Here is a 19,478-nt window from a genome sequence, read left to right as displayed (position 1 = left end):
CCTCCCCGCTTGACTTCGACACTTGAAGGCATAGTCTCGGCACCGTTGCTTTTACCTTCAGGTACCACCTATCTGGAGGTGTTGATCCCGTCGGCGGCGTTGCCGGCGGCCCGAGGAGTTGAACGTGACCAGCACAGAGCAGGCACAAAAGTCAGGAGCCGGGACGGCTCACCCCGATCATCTCGGGCACGTCATCTTCATCGCGGCGGCGGCCGCGATGGGCGGCTTCCTCTTCGGCTACGACAGCTCCGTCATCAACGGCGCCGTCGAGGCCATCCGGGACCGCTACGACGTCGGCTCCGCGGCCCTGGCACAGGTCATCGCCATCGCCCTGATCGGCTGCGCCATCGGCGCCGCGACCGCCGGCCGCATCGCCGACCGCATCGGCCGCATCCGGGTCATGCAGATCGCGGCCCTGCTGTTCACCGTCAGCGCCGTCGGCTCGGCCCTGCCCTTCGCCCTGTGGGACTTCGCCGCCTGGCGGGTCGTCGGCGGCTTCGCCATCGGCATGGCCTCCGTCATCGGCCCCGCCTACATCGCGGAGGTCGCCCCGCCCGCCTACCGAGGCCGCCTCGGTTCCTTCCAGCAGGCCGCGATCGTCATCGGCATCGCGATCTCGCAGCTGGTCAACTGGGGTCTGCTGAACGCCTCCGGCGGCGACCAGCGCGGCAAGCTCATGGGCCTGGAGGCCTGGCAGGTCATGCTGGGCGTCATGGTGGTCCCGGCCGTCCTCTACGGGCTGCTCTCCTTCGCCATCCCCGAGTCCCCGCGCTTCCTCATCTCCGTCGGCAAGCGCGAGCGGGCCCGTGCCATCCTCGAAGAGGTCGAGGGCGGGAAGATCGACCTGGACGCCCGCGTCGCCGAGATCGAGCACGCGATGAAGAGCGAGCACAAGTCCACCTTCAAGGACCTGCTCGGCGGCTCCTTCTTCTTCAAGCCGATCGTCTGGGTCGGTATCGGCCTGTCGGTCTTCCAGCAGTTCGTCGGCATCAACGTCGCGTTCTACTACTCCTCGACGCTGTGGCAGTCGGTCGGCGTCGACCCGACGGACTCGTTCTTCTACTCCTTCACGACGTCGATCATCAACATCGTCGGCACCGTGATCGCGATGATCTTCGTGGACCGCGTCGGCCGTAAGCCGCTGGCCCTCATCGGCTCCGTCGGCATGGTCGTCGGTCTCGGGCTGGAGGCCTGGGCGTTCTCCTTCGACCTGGTCGACGGCAAGCTGCCGGCCACCCAGGGCTGGATCGCCCTGATCGCCGCCCACGTGTTCGTCCTCTTCTTCGCCCTGTCCTGGGGTGTGGTCGTCTGGGTCTTCCTCGGCGAGATGTTCCCCAACCGGATCCGTGCCGCCGCCCTGGGCGTTGCCGCGTCCGCGCAGTGGATCGCCAACTGGGCCATCACCGCGAGCTTCCCGTCGCTGGCCGACTGGAACCTCTCCGCGACCTACGTGATCTACACGCTCTTCGCCGCGCTCTCCATCCCGTTCGTCCTGAAGTACGTCAAGGAGACGAAGGGCAAGGCGCTGGAGGAGATGGGCTGAGCCTCGCGCAGAGGCCTCCGGGCCCCCTGAGCTCGAGGAGCCGGGCCAAGTCCCCGCTGCCCGCTCCTCGACACCCGTAGAACGTGCTGCCCCGGCTCATCCGTCGAGCCGGGGCAGCACGTTCTCGCAGAACAGCCGCAGCCCGCGCCATCCCTCCGCCGTAGGCATCCCGCCGGCCAGCGGATGCAGGACGAGGTTGTCGAGCCCCTGCGCCACGCACTCGTCCGGCGTGAGGATCCGGTAGACCCCCTCGTCCCGCAGCTCCTCGACACTGCCCGCCGCCGACCGCACGGCCGAGCGGATGTCGCCGGACTGCCAGGAGGCGTACGTCCGTGCCTCGTGCAGGAAGTGTTCGCCGTACTCGGCCCACGCCCGGTCCGGATCCTCGGCGATGTGCAGGAGCGGGGTGTCGGCGCCCGGCATCATCGTCCACCCCTCCGTCCCGTACTCCACGAGCCGCTCCTTGTAGTACGCCTCCAGGTCGGGAAGGTGCGCGCTGGGGAAGAAGGGCAGGCCGAGCCGGGCGGCGCGGCGGGCGGCAGCCTGCGACGAGCCGCCCACCAGCAGCAGCGGGTGCGGCTCGGAGGACGGACGCGGGGTGACCCGTACGGTACGGCCCCGGTACGTGAACTCCTCGCCGGTCCAGGCCTTGAGCAGGGTGTCGAGCAGCTCGTCCTGGAGCCGCCCGCGCCGCTTCCAGTCCACCCCCGCCCGGGCGTACTCCTCGGGCCGGTAGCCGATCCCGGCGACCGTGACCAGCCGCCCGCCGCTCAGCAGGTCGAGCACCGCGATGTCCTCGGCCAGCCGCAGCGGGTCGTGCAGCGGGCCGATCGCCGCCGAGACGGTGACCGCGAGCCGCCGGGTGGCGCCGAGCACGGCCCCCGCGAAGGCGAACGGCGACGGCAGCCAGTTGTTCTCGACGCCGTGATGCTCCTCGGTCTGCACGGTCGTGACCCCGCACTCGTCGGCGTACGCGGCCATCTCGAGTGCGGCCCGGTAGCGCACACCGAGCTCGGCGGGGGTCGCGCCGGGAGCGACGAGGTTGAAACGGACGACGGTGACGGGCATGGGAGGCCCCCTTCGGCGAATGTGGGGGGACCGTAGCTGACGGCCAGTCAGATGGCCATGGGTCCCGCAGGCCGGACCGGGGACCGCTGCCGGCGTCCGCGGTCCCGGGCGCGGGCAGCGCCGCACCGGGTCGGCGCGGCCGACCAGCCGTGGGGGCCGGGGAGCGGGGCTCCGGGCGGGGAGGGATGGATACTGGACGCGTTATGGAAACCGTCATCCTTGCTGTAGTCATCGCCGTGGTCGTGCTCGGTGTGCTCGGCGGGCTCGTGGTCGGCAGCCGACGGAAGAAGTCGCTGCCCCCGCCGCCCCCCACCGCGCCCGACATCACCGCCCCTCCGGCCGAGCCGCACGTCGGCGACGAGGCCGAGACGCCGCGCGACGAACCGCGCCGCACGATAGAGGAGGTGGATCTTCCCGACGGCGGCTCGACCGGCACCGCCGTCGAGGAACCGCCCATTCTCGAGGCTCCCGAGCTCGAGATCCCGGAGCCCACCGAGGGGCGGCTGGTCCGCCTCCGCGCCCGCCTGTCCCGCTCGCAGAACGCTCTCGGCAAGGGCCTGCTCACGCTGCTCTCCCGCGAGCACCTCGACGAGGACACCTGGGAGGAGATCGAGGACACGCTGCTCACCGCCGACGTCGGCGTGCTGCCCACCCAGGAGCTGGTCGAGCGGCTGCGCGAGCGCGTCAGGGTGCTCGGCACCCGCACCCCCGAGGAGCTGCGCGCGCTGCTGCGCGAGGAGCTGCTCACGCTGGTCGGCACCGAGGTCGACCGCACCGTGAAGACCGAACCCGAGGACCGCAAGCCGGGCATCGTGATGGTCGTCGGGGTCAACGGCACCGGCAAGACCACCACCACCGGCAAGCTGGCGCGCGTGCTCGTGGCCGACGGGCGCACCGTCGTCCTCGGCGCCGCCGACACCTTCCGCGCCGCCGCCGCCGACCAGCTCCAGACCTGGGGCGAGCGCGTCGGCGCGCACACCGTGCGCGGCCCCGAGGCGGGCGATCCCGCCTCCGTCGCGTTCGACGCGGTGAAGGAGGGCAAGGAGATGGGGGTGGACGTCGTCCTCATCGACACCGCGGGGCGGCTGCACACCAAGACCGGGCTCATGGACGAGCTCGGCAAGGTCAAGCGGGTCGTCGAGAAGCACGCGCCGCTCGACGAGGTGCTGCTCGTCCTCGACGCCACCACCGGGCAGAACGGACTCGTCCAGGCCCGGGTCTTCGCCGAGGTCGTGAACATCACCGGCATCGTCCTGACCAAGCTGGACGGTACGGCGAAAGGCGGCATCGTGGTCGCGGTCCAGCGCGAGCTGGGTGTCCCGGTCAAGCTGATCGGACTCGGCGAGGGCGCGGACGACCTGGCGCCGTTCGAGCCGGAGGCGTTCGTGGATGCTCTTATCGGCGACTGAGAGAAGCCCTCGCGTACCGCACGCGCACAGGCCGAAGCGCCCGCCCCCAGGTGCAGTGGGAGCGGGCGCTTCGGCCTGTGCGCGCCGTACGGCTCAGGCGCGCGACCGGTGGGCCAGGTAGGCCAGCGTGCCCAGCAGCAGGCGGGCCTGCGGCGGACGGGTCGCCGAGTCGAGCGCGGGTGGGCGCAGCCAGCGCACCGGGCCGAGCCCGCCGCGGTCGGAGGGCGGGGCCGTGATGTGGGTACCGGGGCCGAGCCCGCGCAGGTCCAGGGCGGTCGGGTCGTCCCAGCCCATGCGGTAGAGCAGGCCGGTCAGTTCGGCGGCGGCGCCGGGGGCGACGAAGAACTGGGTGCGGCCGTCGGGGGTGGCGGTGACCGGGCCGAGGGGGAGACCCATGCGTTCCAGCCGGACCAGGGCGCGACGGCCGGCGGGCTCGGCGACGTCGATCACGTCGAACGCGCGCCCGACGGGCAGCATGACCGCGGCGCCCGGGAACTCCGACCAGGTCCTGCTCACCTCGTCGAGCGTGGCCCCGGCGGGGACCCGGGGGGCGAACGCCAGGGGATGCGCGCCGGGTTCACGGCAGTCGGGGCGTCCGCACGAGCAGGCGCCCGCGGCGGCGCGCGCGCCGGGCACCGCGTCCCAGCCCCACAGTCCGGTGAACTCGGCGACGGCGGTGCACTCGTACGAGCGACCGCGCCTGCGCGCGCCGGAGCGGATCTCGCGAATGCCGCCGATCGTGAAGCCCATGCCCCCTCCAACGGGTTCGACGCACCGATGGTTACGCAGCGATCGGTCGTCGTGACTCTGTGTGCTTCTGCTTCCCGTCGACCGCTCGGTCCAGGCAGCGCCTGGAGGTGCTCCGGGTGGTGTGCTGGGCCGTGTGCGCCCCTGAGTGCTTCGCTCCGCCCACTCCCGGCCGTCCTATGTCAAGTGAATCGCGTACGAGCCACCGGGAGTTCATTCGAAGGGGTGGCGAATGGTGGCGTTTCCGGGATCCTCGTGGCCGGAGCCGTGATCGTAGGATTACTTTGAGTGTGCGGGTCCTGGAGGCACATGCGCTTGTGGGTATGCCGGAGGCAAGTCGCCTTTCCGTTCGAAGGGTGACAAGTACCGTACGGCGGGCCGTATTTACCGGCATTCTGATAAGGCTTGGCGCACTCAGTGACAAGTGGTCTCAGGGATGGGGGCGTTCCAGTGAGCGGCAACGGCGGAAGTGGAAACAACGCTGCGGGTGCGGACAAGCGCCCGAACGAGCTGCTCTCCTCGTGGTTCGTTCGCAGCGGCTGGTCGAAGGGCGAACTCGCCCGCCAAGTCAACCGTCGTGCGCGCCAGTTGGGCGCCAACCACATCTCCACGGACACCTCGCGCGTGCGCCGCTGGCTGGACGGCGAGAACCCCCGCGAGCCCATCCCCAGGATCCTGTCCGAGCTGTTCTCCGAGCGGTTCGGCTGTGTCGTCTCCGTCGAGGACCTCGGGCTGCGCGCCGCGCGCCAGCTGCCCTCCGTGACCGGCGTCGACCTGCCCTGGACGGCCCCGCAGACGGTGGCCCAGCTCAGCGAGTTCTCGCGCAGCGACCTGATGCTGGCCCGGCGCGGCTTCCTCGGCACCTCGCTGGCCCTGTGCGCGGGTCCGTCCCTCATCGAGCCCATGCAGCGCTGGCTCGTCCCCTCGCCGCCCGCCCCGCTCGAGGAACCGGACTCCATGCCGACCAGCCGGGCCCGCGGCCGGCTCTCCCGGCCCGAGCTGGACCTGCTGGAGTCCACCACCGTGATGTTCCGGCAGTGGGACGCCCAGTGCGGCGGCGGGCTGCGTCGCAAGGCGGTCGTCGGGCAGCTCCACGAGGTGACGGACCTCCTCCAGGAGCCCCAGCCGGAGTCCACCGCGCGCAGGCTCTTCAAGGTCGCCGCCGAACTGGCCGAGCTCGCGGGCTGGATGAGCTACGACGTCGGTCTCCAGCCCACCGCGCAGAAGTACTTCGTCCTCGCGCTGCACGCGGCCAAGGAGGCGGGCGACCGGCCGCTCGGCTCGTACGTGCTGTCCAGCATGAGCCGCCAGATGATCCACCTCGGCCGGCCCGAGGACGCCCTGGAACTGATCCACCTCGCGCAGTACGGCAGCCGGGACTGCGCGAGCCCGCGCACCCAGTCCATGCTGTATGCGATGGAGGCCCGCGCCTACGCCAACATGGGGCAGCCGGGCCGGTGCAAGCGGGCGGTGCGGATGGCCGAGGACACCTTCGCCGAGTCCGACGAGTGGGACGAGCCGGACCCCGACTGGATCCGCTTCTTCTCCGAGGCCGAGCTCTACGGCGAGAACAGCCACTCGTTCCGCGACCTGGCCTACGTCGCCGGCCGCAGTCCCACCTACGCCTCGCTGGCCGAGCCCCTGATGCGCAAGGCCGTGGAGCGGTTCGCGGGCGACCACGACCACCAGCGGTCGTACGTGCTGAACCTGATCGGCATGGCCACGGTGCACCTCCTGCAGCGCGAGCCCGAGCAGAGCGCCACCCTCGCCACCCAGGCCATGAAGGAGGCCAAGAAGGTGCGCTCCGAACGCGTCAACACTCGTATCCGAAAGACCGTGGACAGCGCCGTACGCGATTTCGGTGATCTCTCCGAGGTCGTGGACCTCACCGAGCGGCTCACCATCGAGCTGCCGGAGACGGCCGAAGCGGTCTGATCCGGCCGGTCCGCAGAGCGAGACCCAGGAACTCCGGCCGCGGCCGGCCCTCCCGAACTGCCCGACTCGGCTCCCCCATGCCAGGTCATTCGGAAGGCCGTCCGCGGCCGGTTTATCGCGTTCTCCGAAGGTTGCGCCACGATAACGATCCACTCGACGAACATCAGGCAGTTCATCGAGGCGTAACGCACGAGGTGCCTTCGTCACAGCGGCGAAACAACGAGGGGTGTCGACCGAAACCGCGCTGCGCGAATCTCATGGCGCATAACCGGCCCACCCCTCACGACCCGCTCTGGCTTCGCCCGCACGGGGCCGTACCTACGACGAGGAGACGCCGATGGCAGCAGCCATCACGCTTGCGGCGGACGCACCCACGCTGTCGTCCGCGAACACAGGCTTCATGCTCATCTGTTCCGCCCTGGTGCTGATCATGACCCCGGGCCTCGCCTTCTTCTACGGAGGCATGGTCCGGGTCAAGAGCACGCTCAACATGCTGATGATGAGCTTCATCAGCATCGGGATCGTCACCATCCTGTGGGTGTTGTACGGCTTCTCCCTCGCTTTCGGCACCGACTCCGGCAGCCTCATCGGCTGGAACTCCGACTGGGTCGGTCTCAGCAACATCGGCCTGACGGAGCTGTGGGACGGCTACACCATCCCGATCTTCGTGTTCATGGTCTTCCAGATGATGTTCGCGATCATCACGCCCGCCCTGATCAGCGGTGCGCTCGCCGACCGCGTCAAGTTCTCCGCGTGGGCGCTGTTCGTCGCCCTGTGGGCCACGGTCGTCTACTTCCCGGTCGCGCACTGGGTCTGGGGCGCCGGAGGCTGGGCCTTCGAGCTCGGTGTCATCGACTTCGCCGGTGGTACCGCGGTCCACATCAACGCCGGTGCCGCGGCCCTCGGCGTGATCCTCGTGATCGGCAAGCGGGTCGGGTTCAAGAAGGACCCGATGCGCCCGCACAGCCTGCCGCTGGTCATGCTCGGCGCCGGTCTGCTGTGGTTCGGCTGGTTCGGCTTCAACGCCGGCTCGTGGCTCGGCAACGACGACGGCGTCGGCGCGCTGATGTTCGTCAACACGCAGGTCGCCACCGCCGCCGCCATGCTCGCCTGGCTCGTCTACGAGAAGATCCGCCACGGCGCGTTCACCACGCTGGGCGCCGCCTCCGGCGCGGTCGCCGGTCTGGTCGCCATCACCCCCTCGGGTGGTGCGATCTCCCCGCTCGGCGCGATCGCCGTCGGCGCCATCGCCGGCGTGCTCTGCGCCATGGCCGTCGGCCTGAAGTACAAGTTCGGCTACGACGACTCGCTCGACGTCGTCGGCGTCCACCTCGTCGGCGGTGTCGCCGGCTCCCTGCTGATCGGCTTCTTCGCCACCGGCAAGGGCCAGTCCACCGCGACCGGCGTCTTCTACGGCGACCACTCGTTCGACCAGCTGTGGAAGCAGTGCGCCGGGGTCTTCGCGGTCCTCGCCTACTCCCTGGTGGTCTCCGCGATCCTCGCCTTCCTCCTCGACAAGACCATCGGCATGCGGGTCTCCGAGGACGACGAGGTGGCCGGCATCGACCAGGCCGAGCACGCCGAGACCGCATACGACTTCAGCGGGGCCGGCGGCGGCGCCGCCCGCACGACCGCCCTCCCGACCGCGGTCACCGACGCGAGCAAGAAGGTGGACGCATGAAGCTCATCACCGCCGTCGTGAAGCCCCACCGGCTCGACGAGATCAAGGAAGCCCTGCAGGCCTTCGGCGTCCACGGTCTGACGGTCACCGAGGCCAGCGGCTACGGTCGTCAGCGGGGACACACCGAGGTCTACCGTGGCGCCGAGTACACGGTCGACCTGGTTCCCAAGATCCGCATCGAGGTGCTGGCCGAGGACGACGACGCCGAGCAGCTGATCGACGTCATCGTCAAGGCCGCCCGCACCGGCAAGATCGGTGACGGCAAGGTCTGGTCCCTCCCGGTCGAGACGGCCGTACGGGTCCGCACCGGCGAGCGCGGTCCGGACGCGCTCTGACGGCAGAACAGAACAGGAGTCGCTGGGTGACGAGTACGGACGTGCGCAAGGATGCAGAGGACTCGGGACCCAGCGGCTACGCGGCGGCCCGGCTGCGCCTCCTCACCGAGGGGGCGCGGTCCGGGCCGCCGCGCCGTTCCGCCCTCGCGGAACTGACCGACGACTGGCTGTCGGGGCTGTTCGCGGCCGGCACCGAGGACCTCAAGGGCGTGTCCCTGGTCGCCGTCGGCGGCTACGGCCGGGGCGAGCTGTCCCCGCGCAGCGACCTCGACCTCCTCCTGCTGCACGACGGCGCCGACCCCAAGGCGGTCGCCGCCCTCGCCGACCGGCTCTGGTACCCCGTGTGGGACCTGGGCCTCGCCCTGGACCACTCCGTCCGCACCCCGGCGGAGGCCCGCAAGACCGCCGGCGAGGACCTCAAGGTCCAGCTCGGCCTCCTCGACGCCCGCCACCTCGTCGGCGACCCCGCCCTGACGGCGGGACTGCGGACGGCCGTCCTCGCCGACTGGCGCAACCAGGCGCCCAAGCGCCTCCCCGAGCTCCAGGAACTCTGCGCCGAACGCGCCGAACGCCAGGGCGAGCTCCAGTACCTGCTGGAGCCGGACCTGAAGGAGGCGCGGGGCGGGCTGAGGGACGCCACCGCGCTGCGGGCCGTCGCCGCCTCGTGGCTGGCCGACGCGCCCCGCGAGGGCCTCGACGACGCCCGGCGCCGGCTCCTCGACGTACGGGACGCCCTGCACCTGGCCACCGGCCGCGCCACCGACCGGCTCGCCCTCCAGGAACAGGACCAGGTGGCCGCCGAGCTGGGCCTGCTGGACGCCGACACACTGCTGCGGCAGGTGTACGAGGCGGCCCGCGTCATCTCGTACGCGAGCGACGTCACCTGGCGCGAAGTGGGACGGGTGCTGCGGTCGCGCGCCGTGCGGCCGAGGCTGCGCGCCATGCTCGGCGGCGGCAAGCCCGTCACCGAGCGCTCGCCGCTGGCCGAAGGGGTGGTCGAGCAGGACGGCGAGGTGGTGCTCGCCCGCGCCGCACGCCCCGAACGCGACCCCGTGCTCCCGCTGCGTGCCGCGGCCGCCGCCGCGCAGGCCGGCCTCCCGCTCTCGCTGCACGCCGTACGGCGCCTCGCCGCCACCGTGCGCCCGCTGCCCACGCCCTGGCCCGCCGAGGCCCGCGAACAGCTCGTGACCCTGCTCGGCTCGGGCCCGCCCACCATCGAGGTCTGGGAGGCGCTGGAGGCCGAGGGCCTGATCACGCGGCTGCTGCCGGACTGGGAGCGGGTGCGCTGCCGCCCGCAGCGCAACGCCGTGCACATCTGGACCGTCGACCGGCACCTCATCGAGACCGCCGTGCGCGCCTCCGAGTTCACCCGCCGCGTCAGCCGCCCCGACCTCCTCCTGGTCTCCGCGCTGCTGCACGACATCGGCAAGGGCTGGCCCGGCGACCACTCGGTCGCGGGCGAGATCATCGCCAAGGACGTCGCCGCCCGGATCGGCTTCGACCGCGCCGACGTCGCCGTCCTCTCCGCGCTCGTACGGCATCACCTGCTGCTGATCGAGACGGCCACCCGGCGCGACCTGGAGGACCCGGCCACGGTCCGCTCGGTCGCCGAGGCCGTCGGCTCGCAGAGCACCCTGGAGCTGCTGCACGCCCTCACCGAGGCGGACGCGCAGGCCACCGGTCCCGCCGCCTGGTCGTCCTGGCGGGGTTCGCTCGTGGCGGACCTGGTCAAGCGCGTGGCGGCGGTGCTCGCCGGGGACGAGCCGGACGAGCCCGACGCCGCCGCGCCCACCGCGGAGCAGGAACGGCTCGCCATCGAGGCCGTCGCCACCAGCAGCCCGGTGCTGGCCCTGCGCGCCCAGACCGAGCCTCCCGCGGAGGACCGGCCGGCGGACGACCCCGAGCCGCTCGGTGTGGAGCTGCTCATCGCCGTACCCGACCAGGCGGGCGTGCTGCCCGCGGTGGCCGGCGTCCTCGCCATGCACCGCCTGACCGTCCGCACCGCCGAGCTGCGCGCCCTGGACCTGCCGAGCGGCGTCGAGGGCTCCGTGCTGCTGCTGAACTGGCGGGTCGCCGCCGAGTACGGCTCGCTGCCCCAGGCGGCCCGGCTGCGCGCCGACCTCGTACGCGCCCTGGACGGCTCGCTGGACATCGCCGGACGGCTCGCGGAACGCGACGCCGCCTACCCCCGCCGCCGGGGCGTGGTCGCGCCGCCGCCGCGGGTGACGGTGGCCCCGGCGGCCTCCCGGCACGCCACGGTCATCGAGGTACGCGCGCAGGACGCGCCGGGCCTGCTGTTCCGGATCGGGCAGGCCCTGGAGGACGAGGGCCTGCGGGTCCGCAGCATGCACGTGTCGACCCTCGGCGCGAACGCCGTGGACGCCTTCTACGTCACCGGAACCGAGGGCACGCCGCTGCCCGGCGACGAGGCCGCCTCGGTGACCCGCAAGCTGGAGGAGACGCTGCGGGCGTGACCGTGGGCCGCGTGGCACGCGTCCCCGCCCGCTGAATACAGCAGGCGGGGACGAATGTCTTGCGCGGCCGGATACCCTGGAAGACGCTCAGACTGCCCCCGACTCCGAGGACCGACGCCGCCGTGTTCGATACTCTCTCCGATCGCCTCTCAGCGACCTTCAAGAACTTGCGCGGCAAGGGGCGCTTGAGCGAAGCGGACATCGACGCCACGGCGCGCGAGATCCGCATCGCCCTCCTCGAAGCGGACGTGGCCCTGCCGGTCGTCCGCACGTTCATCAAGAACGTCAAGGAACGCGCTCTCGGCGCCGACGTCTCCCGGGCGCTGAACCCCGCCCAGCAGGTCCTGAAGATCGTCAACGAGGAACTCGTCACGATCCTCGGCGGCGAGACCCGGCGACTGCGCTTCTCCAAGCAGCCGCCGACCGTGATCATGCTGGCCGGTCTCCAGGGTGCCGGTAAGACCACCCTGGCGGGCAAGCTCGGCCGCTGGCTGAAGGAGCAGGGCCACTCGCCGCTGCTCGTCGCCTGCGACCTCCAGCGCCCCAACGCCGTCAACCAGCTCAGCGTCGTCGCCGAGCGCGCCGGCGTGGCCGTCTACGCCCCGCAGCCCGGTAACGGGGTGGGTGACCCGGTCCAGGTCGCCAAGGACTCCATCGAGTTCGCCAAGACCAAGGTCCACGACATCGTGATCGTGGACACCGCCGGCCGACTCGGTATCGACGCCGAGCTGATGCGGCAGGCCGCGGACATCCGCGACGCCGTGTCGCCCGACGAGATCCTCTTCGTCGTCGACGCGATGATCGGCCAGGACGCCGTCAACACCGCCGAGTCCTTCCGCGACGGCGTCGGTTTCGACGGTGTCGTGCTGTCGAAGCTCGACGGCGACGCCCGCGGTGGCGCGGCCCTGTCGATCGCCTCGGTGACCGGCAAGCCGATCATGTTCGCCTCGAACGGCGAGAAGCTCGACGAGTTCGACGCCTTCCACCCCGACCGGATGGCCTCCCGCATCCTCGACATGGGTGACCTGCTCACCCTGATCGAGCAGGCGGAGAAGACGTTCAGTCAGGAAGAGGCCGAGAAAATGGCCTCCAAGCTGGCGTCCAAGAAGGGCCAGGACTTCACCCTGGATGACTTCCTGGCCCAGATGGAGCAGGTCAGGAAGATGGGCAGCATCAGCAAGCTGCTCGGCATGCTGCCCGGCATGGGCCAGATCAAGGACCAGATCGCCAACCTCGACGAGCGTGACGTCGACCGCACGGCCGCGATCATCAAGTCGATGACCCCGGCCGAGCGCCAGGACGCGACGATCATCAACGGCTCGCGCCGCGCCCGTATCGCCAAGGGTTCCGGCGTCGAGGTCAGCGCGGTGAAGGGCCTGGTCGAGCGGTTCTTCGAGGCCCGCAAGATGATGTCCCGGATGGCCCAGGGCGGCGGCATGCCCGGGATGCCGGGGATGCCGGGCATGGGCGGCGGCGCCGGCAGGCAGAAGAAGCAGCCGAAGCAGGCCAAGGGCAAGCAGCGCTCCGGCAACCCGATGAAGCGCAAGCAGCAGGAGCTGGAGGAGGCCCAGCGCCGCGAGGCCCAGGCCCAGGGCGGCAACGCGCTCGGGCTGCCGCAGCAGGGCGCCCAGGACTTCGAGCTGCCGGACGAGTTCAAGAAGTTCATGGGCTGACGGCCCGACACACGCGGGTCGGCGCGAGCCGCGCCCGTCCGCACGCGAGGTGGGGCGCTCTTCCGATCACGGAGGGGCGCCCCACACGGCGTGACGCCGGGAACGGTCGCGCGGAGGCGGCCGGACGGGCGCCGGGAGCCTCACCCGGCCGGCACGGGCCTGCGGCGAGGCGCGCAGGCGCGCGGGCGTGGTCCTCGGGGACGCGGGAACCTCAGGGGGTCCGCGCGATCAGGTACCGGAACACGTTCGGCATCCACACCGTCCCGTCCGGGCGCCGGTACGGGTGCAGCGCCTCGGTCAGTTCCTTGTCGACCTGCGCCTGGTCCGTCGCCGCGACCGCCGCGTCGAACAGCCCGGTGGACAGCAGGCCCCGCAGAGCGCTCTCCACGTCGGCGTACCCGAAGGGGCAGGCCACCCGCCCCGACCCGTCCGGCTTCAGGCCGGCCCGTCCGGCGACCTCCTCCAGGTCGTCACGCAGCGTCGGACGCAGCCGGACCGTGCCGCCGCGCAGCGGATCGGCCAGCTTGGCCGCGACCCGCAGCACCGCCGCCGTGGCGCAGCGTTCCGGTGGGCCCCAGCCGACGAGCACCACGGCCGCCCCGCGCACGGCGAGCGGCGTCGTGGCCGAGAGCAGGCCGCCGAGCCCGTCCGCGTCGCCCGCGAGACATCCGATCGGCTCGAACGCGGTCACCAGGTCGTACGCGCGCGTGCCCGGCCCGGCCGTGTTCGTCGGTAACCGGTCGGTGAGGCGGGTGCCGCCGCCGTCCCGCCGCGCGTCCGCGGCCCGCTCCCCGGTCTCCCTCGGCAGCAGGCGTTCGCGCGCGAGGGCCAGCCGTTCCGGGGAGGCGGGTTCGACACCGGTGAGTGCCGCCGCGCCTCTGGCGGCCGCCATCACCAGGGCGAGCCCGGATCCGCAGCCCAGCGCGAGGAGCCTGGTGCCGGGCCCCACGTCCAGTCGCTCGTAGACGGCCTCGTAGAGCGGGACCAGCATCCGCTCCTGGATCTCCGACCAGTCACGCGCGCGTGCACCCGGGTCCGCGTGGGGCGTGGGCCCCGCGAGTGGCAGGTGCTGCCGCACGAGCGTAGGTGTCATGGATAAGCGCCCCAATCCGCCGAGAGTTGCCGCAGTAACCGATCAAGTGGCCCCCGTGCAGTGCGCCCGCACTTCCCCCGTATGCCAGGTAACTCCCCGTACGCGGCGGCGTCCAGGGGTCTCGGGCCCCTGCTTGTACGCCGGCTGTGCCTGTGGCGAGAATTCACATTCCGGCAACTCGGGGCCGTACCATCTCGCCATGGCACAGGCTCCCGTTCTCACCCCGCGGGCGGACGACTTCCCGCGCTGGTACCAGGATCTGATCGGCAAGGCTGAACTGGCCGACAACGGACCGGTGCGGGGCACCATGGTCATCCGACCGTACGGTTACGGACTGTGGGAGCGGATGCAGGCGGAGATGGACGCCCGCATCAAGGAGACGGGCACCGAGAACGCGTACTTCCCGCTGCTGATCCCGCAGTCCTACCTCACCCGCGAGGCGGACCATGTCGAGGGATTCGCCCCCGAGTTGGCCGTCGTGACGCACGGCGGGGGCAAGGAGCTGGAGGAGCCGGCGGTCGTCCGGCCCACCTCCGAGACCATCGTCAACGAGTACTTCTCCAAGTGGGTGCAGAGCTACCGCGACCTGCCGCTGCTGATCAACCAGTGGGCCAACGTGGTCCGTTGGGAGCTGCGGCCCCGCCTCTTCCTGCGGACGTCCGAGTTCCTCTGGCAGGAGGGGCACACCGCGCACGCCACCTACGAGGAGGCCCGCGACTTCGCCGCGCGCATCCAGCGCGAGGTCTACGGCGACTTCCTGGAGAACGTCCTCGCGATCGACTTCGTCTCCGGCCGCAAGACGGTCAAGGAGCGCTTCGCGGGCGCCGTCAACACCCTCACCCTCGAGAGCATGATGGGCGACGGCAAGGCCCTCCAGATGGTCACCAGCCATGAGCTGGGCCAGAACTTCGCCAAGGCCTTCGACACCCGCTACCTCTCGAAGGAGGGCACCCGGGAGCTGGTCTGGCAGACCTCCTGGGGTTCGACGACCCGCATGATCGGCGCCCTGGTGATGACCCACGGCGACGACGACGGGCTGCGGGTGCCGCCCCGGCTGGCACACGTCCAGGTCGTCGTCCTCGCGGTCAAGGGCGACGAGGCGGTTCTGGCCAAGGTCCGCGAGCTGGGCGACCGGCTGAAGGCGGCGGGACTCCGCGTCCGGGTCGACGACCGCACCGACGTCCCCTTCGGGCGGCGCGCGGTCGACTGGGAGCTCAAGGGCGTGCCCGTCCGCGTCGAGATCGGACCCCGTGACCTGGAGAACGGCACCGCGATGCTGGCCCGGCGCATTCCGGGAGGCAAGGAGCCGGTGGCGGTCGACGCGCTCGTCGGCCTGCTGCCCGCCGTCCTCGAGGAGGACCAGGCGCTGTTGCTGCGGCAGTCCCGCGAGCGCCGAGAGTCCCGCACCACGGACGTCTCGACGATCGAGGAGGCGGCCGAGGCGGCCGTCGCCGGCGGCTGGGCGCGCATCCCGTGGGCGACCCTCGGCGAAGAGGGCGAGGCCGAGCTGGCCGAGCGGTCGCTGACCGTACGGTGTCTGCTCGCGGAGGACGGGTCGGTGCCGGACGACGGGGACGCCCCCGGTAACGTCGCGATCGTCGCGCGCGCTTACTGAGGCAACGCCCTCCGCTCGCGAGAGCGACCGAAACGCCTCTTGCGCCCCTGCGGAACATCCCCACCCCGGCGCGCGGACGTCGTCTACGCGCCGGGTCGTACGTGGGCCTACGCACCAGCTTGGTAGGAGCTGTGAGGCTTCTCCGCAGATCAGCGCACCCGCCCTCGTCAGGACGCATCAGCGGCAACTGACGGGTACGTGCAAATTATTTGGGATGGCCCGGAATAGGAACACAGGGGCACCCCCGCTCGTTGTCATTACGTGAGCACGACACAGACACCACCTGTTCTCGCCGCAGAACTGGCAGAGGCGTGGGCCGACATTCAGCGGTACCACCCCGAACTGCCGGATCTTGCCGCGCCAGAGTCCCTGATCGGGGAGTCGTCGTCCGCCTGCGGTCACGAGCTCTCCTTCGAGCGACTGCTTCACGAGGCAGTCCATGGCATCGCCGCCGCCCGCGGCGTGCGCGACACCTCCCGTGCCGGCCGCTACCACAACCGCAGATTCCTTGCGATCGCCGAGGAACTCGGACTGGACCACCCCGAGGAACCGCACCCGAGCAGCGGTTTCTCCCTGGTCACGCTCAACCCGGAGGCCAAGCGGCGCTACCGCCCGACGATCGAGCGGCTCCAGCGGGCCCTCAAAGCCCACCTGGTGGCCACCTCCGCCGACACCACCCGTACCTTCCGCGGGCCGGCGGCCCGGCACGGCTCCTCCGGCGGCGGCGTCCGCGTCAAGGCCGTCTGCGACTGCGGCCGCAACGTGCGCGTCGTGCCGTCGGTCCTGGCCCAGGCGCCGATCGTGTGCGGGGGCTGCGGCAAGCCGTTCCGCATCCCGGAGATCGCGGGCGCGGCCTAGGCACTTGCCGTCGTGCACCGGCATCTCGTGGCTGCCGGTTCAGCGTGGTGCGGGGCGCCGTCGAAGGCGGCGCCCCGCGAGCGCCGGGCGTTTCCGCCGCATGCCCGGAACCCACCCGCGGCCGAAAGGGGCCCGCGTGGTGTGGCACAATGGCTAGCTGTACTCGACAGTCGCATAGGACCCCTCTCTCCTCCGGCTGACGCGTCCATCGGGCACTCGGGTACCGCAACCCCACGCGGCAATCTCGCCGTGCCCAACCACGTCAAGACCAGGAGACACCACTTCCGTGGCAGTCAAGATCAAGCTGAAGCGTCTGGGCAAGATCCGCGCGCCTCACTACCGCATCGTCGTCGCCGACTCCCGTACCCGTCGTGACGGTCGTGCGATCGAGGAGATCGGCAAGTACCAGCCGACGTACAACCCGTCGGTCATGGAGGTCGACGCCGACCGCGTGGCCTACTGGCTGGGTGTCGGCGCGCAGCCGACCGAGCCCGTGCTCGCCATTCTGAAGAAGACCGGCGACTGGCAGAAGTTCAAGGGCGAGCCCGCCCCGGCGCCGCTGCTCGTCGCCGAGCCGAAGAAGGCCCGCCCGCTGTTCGAGGCCCTCGGTGGCGACGACTCGGGCAAGGGTGAGGCCATCACCCAGAAGAAGAAGGCTGAGAAGAAGGACGAGGCTGCCGCCGAGTCCTCTGAGCCGACCGAGGCCTGAGCAGCATGCTCGAAGAGGCGCTTGAGCACCTCGTGAAGGGCATCGTCGACAACCCCGACGATGTGCAGGTCGCCTCGCGCAACCTGCGCCGCGGGCGCGTGCTCGAGGTCCGGGTCCACCCGGACGACCTCGGCAAGGTGATCGGTCGCAACGGCCGCACCGCACGCGCACTGCGCACCGTCGTGGGCGCCATCGGCGGCCGTGGCGTCCGCGTCGACCTCGTCGACGTGGATCACGTCCGCTGACGCGTTTCGCAGCACCGGCTCGGGCCGGGGAGGGCCACTGGGCCGTCCCCGGCCCGTAGTCGTTACGGCAGTCGTGACGACAGGTACGACAGGAGATCTTCAGAAGTGCAGCTCGTAGTCGCGCGGATCGGCCGCGCCCACGGCATCAAGGGCGAGGTCACCGTCGAGGTACGCACGGACGAGCCCGAGCAGCGGCTCGCGCCCGGCGCCGTCCTGACCACGGACCCGGCCTCGACCGGCCCGCTGACCATCGAGACCGGCCGCGTCCACAGCGGCCGTCTCCTCCTGCGCTTCGAGGGGGTGCGTGACCGCACCGCGGCCGAGGCCCTGCGCAACACCCTCCTGATCGCCGACGTCGATCCCGAGGAGCTGCCCGAGGAGGAGGACGAGTACTACGACCACCAGCTGATGGACCTGGACGTGGTCACCAAGGACGGCGAGGAGGTCGGCCGGATCACCGAGATCTCGCACCTGCCCTCCCAGGACCTCTTCATCGTCGAGCGGCCCGACGGCAGCGAGGTGATGATCCCGTTCGTCGAGTCGATCGTCACCGAGATCGACCTCGAGGAGCAGCGGGCCGTCATCGACCCGCCGCCCGGTCTGATCGACGACCGTGCCGAGATCGCGTCCTCGCGCGACGACGACGGCGAGGGTGACGACGGCGACGCCGGTGACGACGGCGAGGCCGGGGACCAGGGCGAGGCCGGGGACGCGGACGGGGACCGGCCGTAATGCGCCTCGACGTTCTCACGATCTTCCCCGAGTACCTCGACCCGCTGAACGTCTCCCTCGTCGGCAAGGCACGCGCGCGTGGGCGGCTCGACGTGCAGGTACACGACCTGCGGGAGTGGACGTACGACCGGCACAACACGGTCGACGACACCCCCTACGGCGGCGGACCCGGCATGGTCATGAAGACCGGCCCCTGGGGCGACGCCCTCGACACCGTCCTGGCCGACGGCTACGAGCGGGGCTCGCACGCGCCCGCGATCGTCGTCCCGACCCCCAGCGGCCGGCCCTTCACGCAGGAGCTCGCGGTCGAGCTCTCCGAGCGCCCCTGGCTGATCTTCACCCCGGCCCGCTACGAAGGCATCGACCGGCGGGTCGTCGACGAGTACGCCACCCGGATCCCGGTCTACGAGGTCTCCATCGGCGACTACGTCCTGGCCGGCGGGGAGGCCGCCGTCCTGGTCGTCACCGAGGCCGTGGCGCGGCTCCTGCCCGGCGTGCTGGGCAACGCCGAGTCCCACCGCGACGACTCCTTCGCCCCCGGCGCCATGGCCAGCCTCCTGGAGGGGCCCGTCTACACCAAGCCGCCCGCCTGGCGCGGCCGGGAGATCCCCGAGGTGCTGCTCAGCGGCCACCACGGCAGGATCGCCCGCTGGCGCCGCGACGAGGCCCTGCGGCGCACGACGGCCAACCGGCCCGACCTGATCGAGCGCTGCGAGCCGAAGACCTTCGACAAGAAGGACCGGGAGATGCTCTCCATCCTGGGCTGGGCGCCCGACCCGGAGGGTGCGCCGTACGGTCGATTTTGGCGCAGGACCGACGGCGTGGAAGAATAGGTCGCTGTTGTGCGCCGTCCGGTGTGCGCCCCTGCCGCAGGGGGACACGACGCCCGCCTCGACGGGCACACGGCACTCAATCCTCGAACATCTAGTTCCGTTGATGACCTGTGGCATCAGCGAAGAAAGCAGACGAAATGTCTCACCTTCTCGACTCCGTCGACGCCGCGTCGCTGCGTACCGACGTCCCGGCCTTCCGCCCGGGTGACACCGTCAACGTCCACGTCCGCGTCATCGAGGGCAACCGCTCCCGTGTGCAGCAGTTCAAGGGCGTAGTCATCCGCCGCCAGGGCGCCGGCGTCCGCGAGACCTTCACGGTCCGCAAGGTCTCCTTCTCCGTCGGCGTCGAGCGCACCTTCCCCGTGCACACCCCGATCGTCGAGAAGATCGAGCTCGTCACCCGCGGTGACGTGCGTCGCGCGAAGCTCTACTACCTGCGCGAGCTGCGCGGCAAGGCCGCGAAGATCAAGGAGAAGCGCGACAACTGACTGCACCGAGGGGTTCATAGAGCGGCCGGATAGCATCTGG

At 71.2% G+C, this 19,478-nt stretch carries 17 protein-coding genes; 14 read left to right on the top strand and 3 right to left on the bottom strand.

Features of this window, described 5'->3' with window-relative positions:
• The first annotated feature begins 124 nt into the window (after positions 1-124).
• Positions 125-1,543, top strand: coding sequence for a sugar porter family MFS transporter (locus OG440_RS10310; RefSeq protein ID WP_406006550.1), 1,419 nt, complete (start codon positions 125-127; stop codon positions 1,541-1,543).
• 96 nt (positions 1,544-1,639) lie between these two features.
• On the opposite strand, the gene OG440_RS10305 is transcribed toward OG440_RS10310, so the two are convergent.
• On the bottom strand, positions 1,640-2,611 hold the full coding sequence (locus OG440_RS10305; protein WP_406006549.1) for an LLM class flavin-dependent oxidoreductase: 972 nt from the start codon (positions 2,609-2,611) through the stop codon (positions 1,640-1,642).
• 203 nt (positions 2,612-2,814) lie between these two features.
• On the opposite strand from OG440_RS10305, the gene ftsY reads away from it, so the two are divergent.
• Positions 2,815-4,020, top strand: coding sequence for a signal recognition particle-docking protein FtsY (ftsY, locus tag OG440_RS10300; protein ID WP_406006548.1), 1,206 nt, complete (start codon positions 2,815-2,817; stop codon positions 4,018-4,020).
• A gap of 93 nt (positions 4,021-4,113) precedes the next feature.
• Here ftsY and OG440_RS10295 read toward each other — a convergent pair whose 3' ends face one another.
• Positions 4,114-4,770: a bifunctional DNA primase/polymerase gene (locus OG440_RS10295; RefSeq protein ID WP_406006547.1), complete on the bottom strand. Its 657-nt coding sequence runs from the start codon at positions 4,768-4,770 to the stop codon at positions 4,114-4,116.
• Positions 4,771-5,217: 447 nt separating this feature from the next.
• Here OG440_RS10295 and OG440_RS10290 point away from each other — a divergent pair, with 447 nt between their 5' ends.
• The 5 genes from OG440_RS10290 to ffh all read left to right on the top strand — a co-directional run bounded on the left by OG440_RS10290 (position 5,218) and on the right by ffh (position 12,865).
• The gene (locus tag OG440_RS10290; protein ID WP_406006546.1) at positions 5,218-6,702 is read left to right on the top strand and encodes a hypothetical protein; all 1,485 of its coding nucleotides are present in this window, start codon (positions 5,218-5,220) and stop codon (positions 6,700-6,702) included.
• Between the two features lie 337 nt (positions 6,703-7,039).
• Positions 7,040-8,383, top strand: a complete 1,344-nt coding sequence (locus OG440_RS10285) for an ammonium transporter (RefSeq protein WP_406006545.1) — start codon at positions 7,040-7,042, stop codon at positions 8,381-8,383.
• Entirely contained in the window at positions 8,380-8,718 is a 339-nt protein-coding gene (locus OG440_RS10280) for a P-II family nitrogen regulator (RefSeq protein ID WP_003997576.1), read from the top strand. Before OG440_RS10285 ends, OG440_RS10280 begins: the two co-directional genes overlap by 4 nt.
• A 26-nt stretch (positions 8,719-8,744) precedes the next feature.
• The gene (locus tag OG440_RS10275; protein WP_406006544.1) at positions 8,745-11,192 is read left to right on the top strand and encodes a [protein-PII] uridylyltransferase; all 2,448 of its coding nucleotides are present in this window, start codon (positions 8,745-8,747) and stop codon (positions 11,190-11,192) included.
• Between the two features lie 122 nt (positions 11,193-11,314).
• Positions 11,315-12,865 (top strand): signal recognition particle protein, encoded by a 1,551-nt coding sequence (gene ffh / locus OG440_RS10270; protein ID WP_406006543.1) that lies wholly within the window; start codon positions 11,315-11,317, stop codon positions 12,863-12,865.
• Positions 12,866-13,076: 211 nt separating this feature from the next.
• Here ffh and OG440_RS10265 read toward each other — a convergent pair whose 3' ends face one another.
• Positions 13,077-13,958 (bottom strand): SAM-dependent methyltransferase, encoded by an 882-nt coding sequence (locus OG440_RS10265; RefSeq protein ID WP_406006542.1) that lies wholly within the window; start codon positions 13,956-13,958, stop codon positions 13,077-13,079.
• Positions 13,959-14,157: 199 nt separating this feature from the next.
• Here OG440_RS10265 and proS point away from each other — a divergent pair, with 199 nt between their 5' ends.
• The 7 genes from proS (at position 14,158) to rplS (ending at position 19,438) form a co-directional block, all read left to right on the top strand.
• Complete coding sequence (gene proS / locus OG440_RS10260) at positions 14,158-15,573, top strand: proline--tRNA ligase (protein WP_406006541.1); 1,416 nt, start codon at positions 14,158-14,160, stop codon at positions 15,571-15,573.
• 261 nt (positions 15,574-15,834) lie between these two features.
• Positions 15,835-16,431 (top strand): hypothetical protein, encoded by a 597-nt coding sequence (locus tag OG440_RS10255; RefSeq protein ID WP_406006540.1) that lies wholly within the window; start codon positions 15,835-15,837, stop codon positions 16,429-16,431.
• A gap of 286 nt (positions 16,432-16,717) precedes the next feature.
• A complete protein-coding gene (gene rpsP / locus OG440_RS10250; protein ID WP_406006539.1) occupies positions 16,718-17,140 on the top strand; it encodes a 30S ribosomal protein S16 in 423 nt (140 codons plus the stop codon).
• Between the two features lie 5 nt (positions 17,141-17,145).
• The gene (locus OG440_RS10245) at positions 17,146-17,385 is read left to right on the top strand and encodes an RNA-binding protein (protein WP_003973401.1); all 240 of its coding nucleotides are present in this window, start codon (positions 17,146-17,148) and stop codon (positions 17,383-17,385) included.
• A 105-nt stretch (positions 17,386-17,490) separates the two neighbouring features.
• A complete protein-coding gene (gene rimM, locus OG440_RS10240; protein ID WP_406006538.1) occupies positions 17,491-18,117 on the top strand; it encodes a ribosome maturation factor RimM in 627 nt (208 codons plus the stop codon).
• Positions 18,117-18,950 carry a tRNA (guanosine(37)-N1)-methyltransferase TrmD gene (trmD, locus tag OG440_RS10235; RefSeq protein WP_406006537.1) on the top strand — a complete coding sequence of 278 codons (834 nt, stop codon included), beginning with the start codon at positions 18,117-18,119 and terminating at the stop codon, positions 18,948-18,950. The genes rimM and trmD overlap by 1 nt, the downstream gene beginning before the upstream one ends.
• 137 nt (positions 18,951-19,087) lie before the next feature.
• Positions 19,088-19,438 carry a 50S ribosomal protein L19 gene (rplS, locus tag OG440_RS10230; RefSeq protein WP_023416775.1) on the top strand — a complete coding sequence of 117 codons (351 nt, stop codon included), beginning with the start codon at positions 19,088-19,090 and terminating at the stop codon, positions 19,436-19,438.
• The last annotated feature ends 40 nt before the right edge of the window (positions 19,439-19,478 follow it).

It is taken from the genome of Streptomyces sp. NBC_00637, assembly GCF_045161545.1.
Lineage (GTDB): Bacteria > Actinomycetota > Actinomycetes > Streptomycetales > Streptomycetaceae > Streptomyces.
This window is presented reverse-complemented; position numbering and strand designations above follow the sequence as displayed.

What these genes read in the sequence shown, in the direction of transcription:
- proS (WP_406006541.1), top strand. Translation starts at nt 14,158, where the DNA reads ATGGCACAGGCTCCCGTTCTCACCCCGCGGGCGGACGACTTCCCGCGC.
- trmD (WP_406006537.1), top strand. Translation starts at nt 18,117, where the DNA reads ATGCGCCTCGACGTTCTCACGATCTTCCCCGAGTACCTCGACCCGCTG.
- OG440_RS10265 (WP_406006542.1), bottom strand. Translation starts at nt 13,958, where the DNA reads ATGACACCTACGCTCGTGCGGCAGCACCTGCCACTCGCGGGGCCCACG.
- rplS (WP_023416775.1), top strand. Translation starts at nt 19,088, where the DNA reads ATGTCTCACCTTCTCGACTCCGTCGACGCCGCGTCGCTGCGTACCGAC.
- ftsY (WP_406006548.1), top strand. Translation starts at nt 2,815, where the DNA reads ATGGAAACCGTCATCCTTGCTGTAGTCATCGCCGTGGTCGTGCTCGGT.
- OG440_RS10245 (WP_003973401.1), top strand. Translation starts at nt 17,146, where the DNA reads ATGCTCGAAGAGGCGCTTGAGCACCTCGTGAAGGGCATCGTCGACAAC.
- OG440_RS10305 (WP_406006549.1), bottom strand. Translation starts at nt 2,611, where the DNA reads ATGCCCGTCACCGTCGTCCGTTTCAACCTCGTCGCTCCCGGCGCGACC.
- OG440_RS10280 (WP_003997576.1), top strand. Translation starts at nt 8,380, where the DNA reads ATGAAGCTCATCACCGCCGTCGTGAAGCCCCACCGGCTCGACGAGATC.
- OG440_RS10285 (WP_406006545.1), top strand. Translation starts at nt 7,040, where the DNA reads ATGGCAGCAGCCATCACGCTTGCGGCGGACGCACCCACGCTGTCGTCC.
- OG440_RS10295 (WP_406006547.1), bottom strand. Translation starts at nt 4,770, where the DNA reads ATGGGCTTCACGATCGGCGGCATTCGCGAGATCCGCTCCGGCGCGCGC.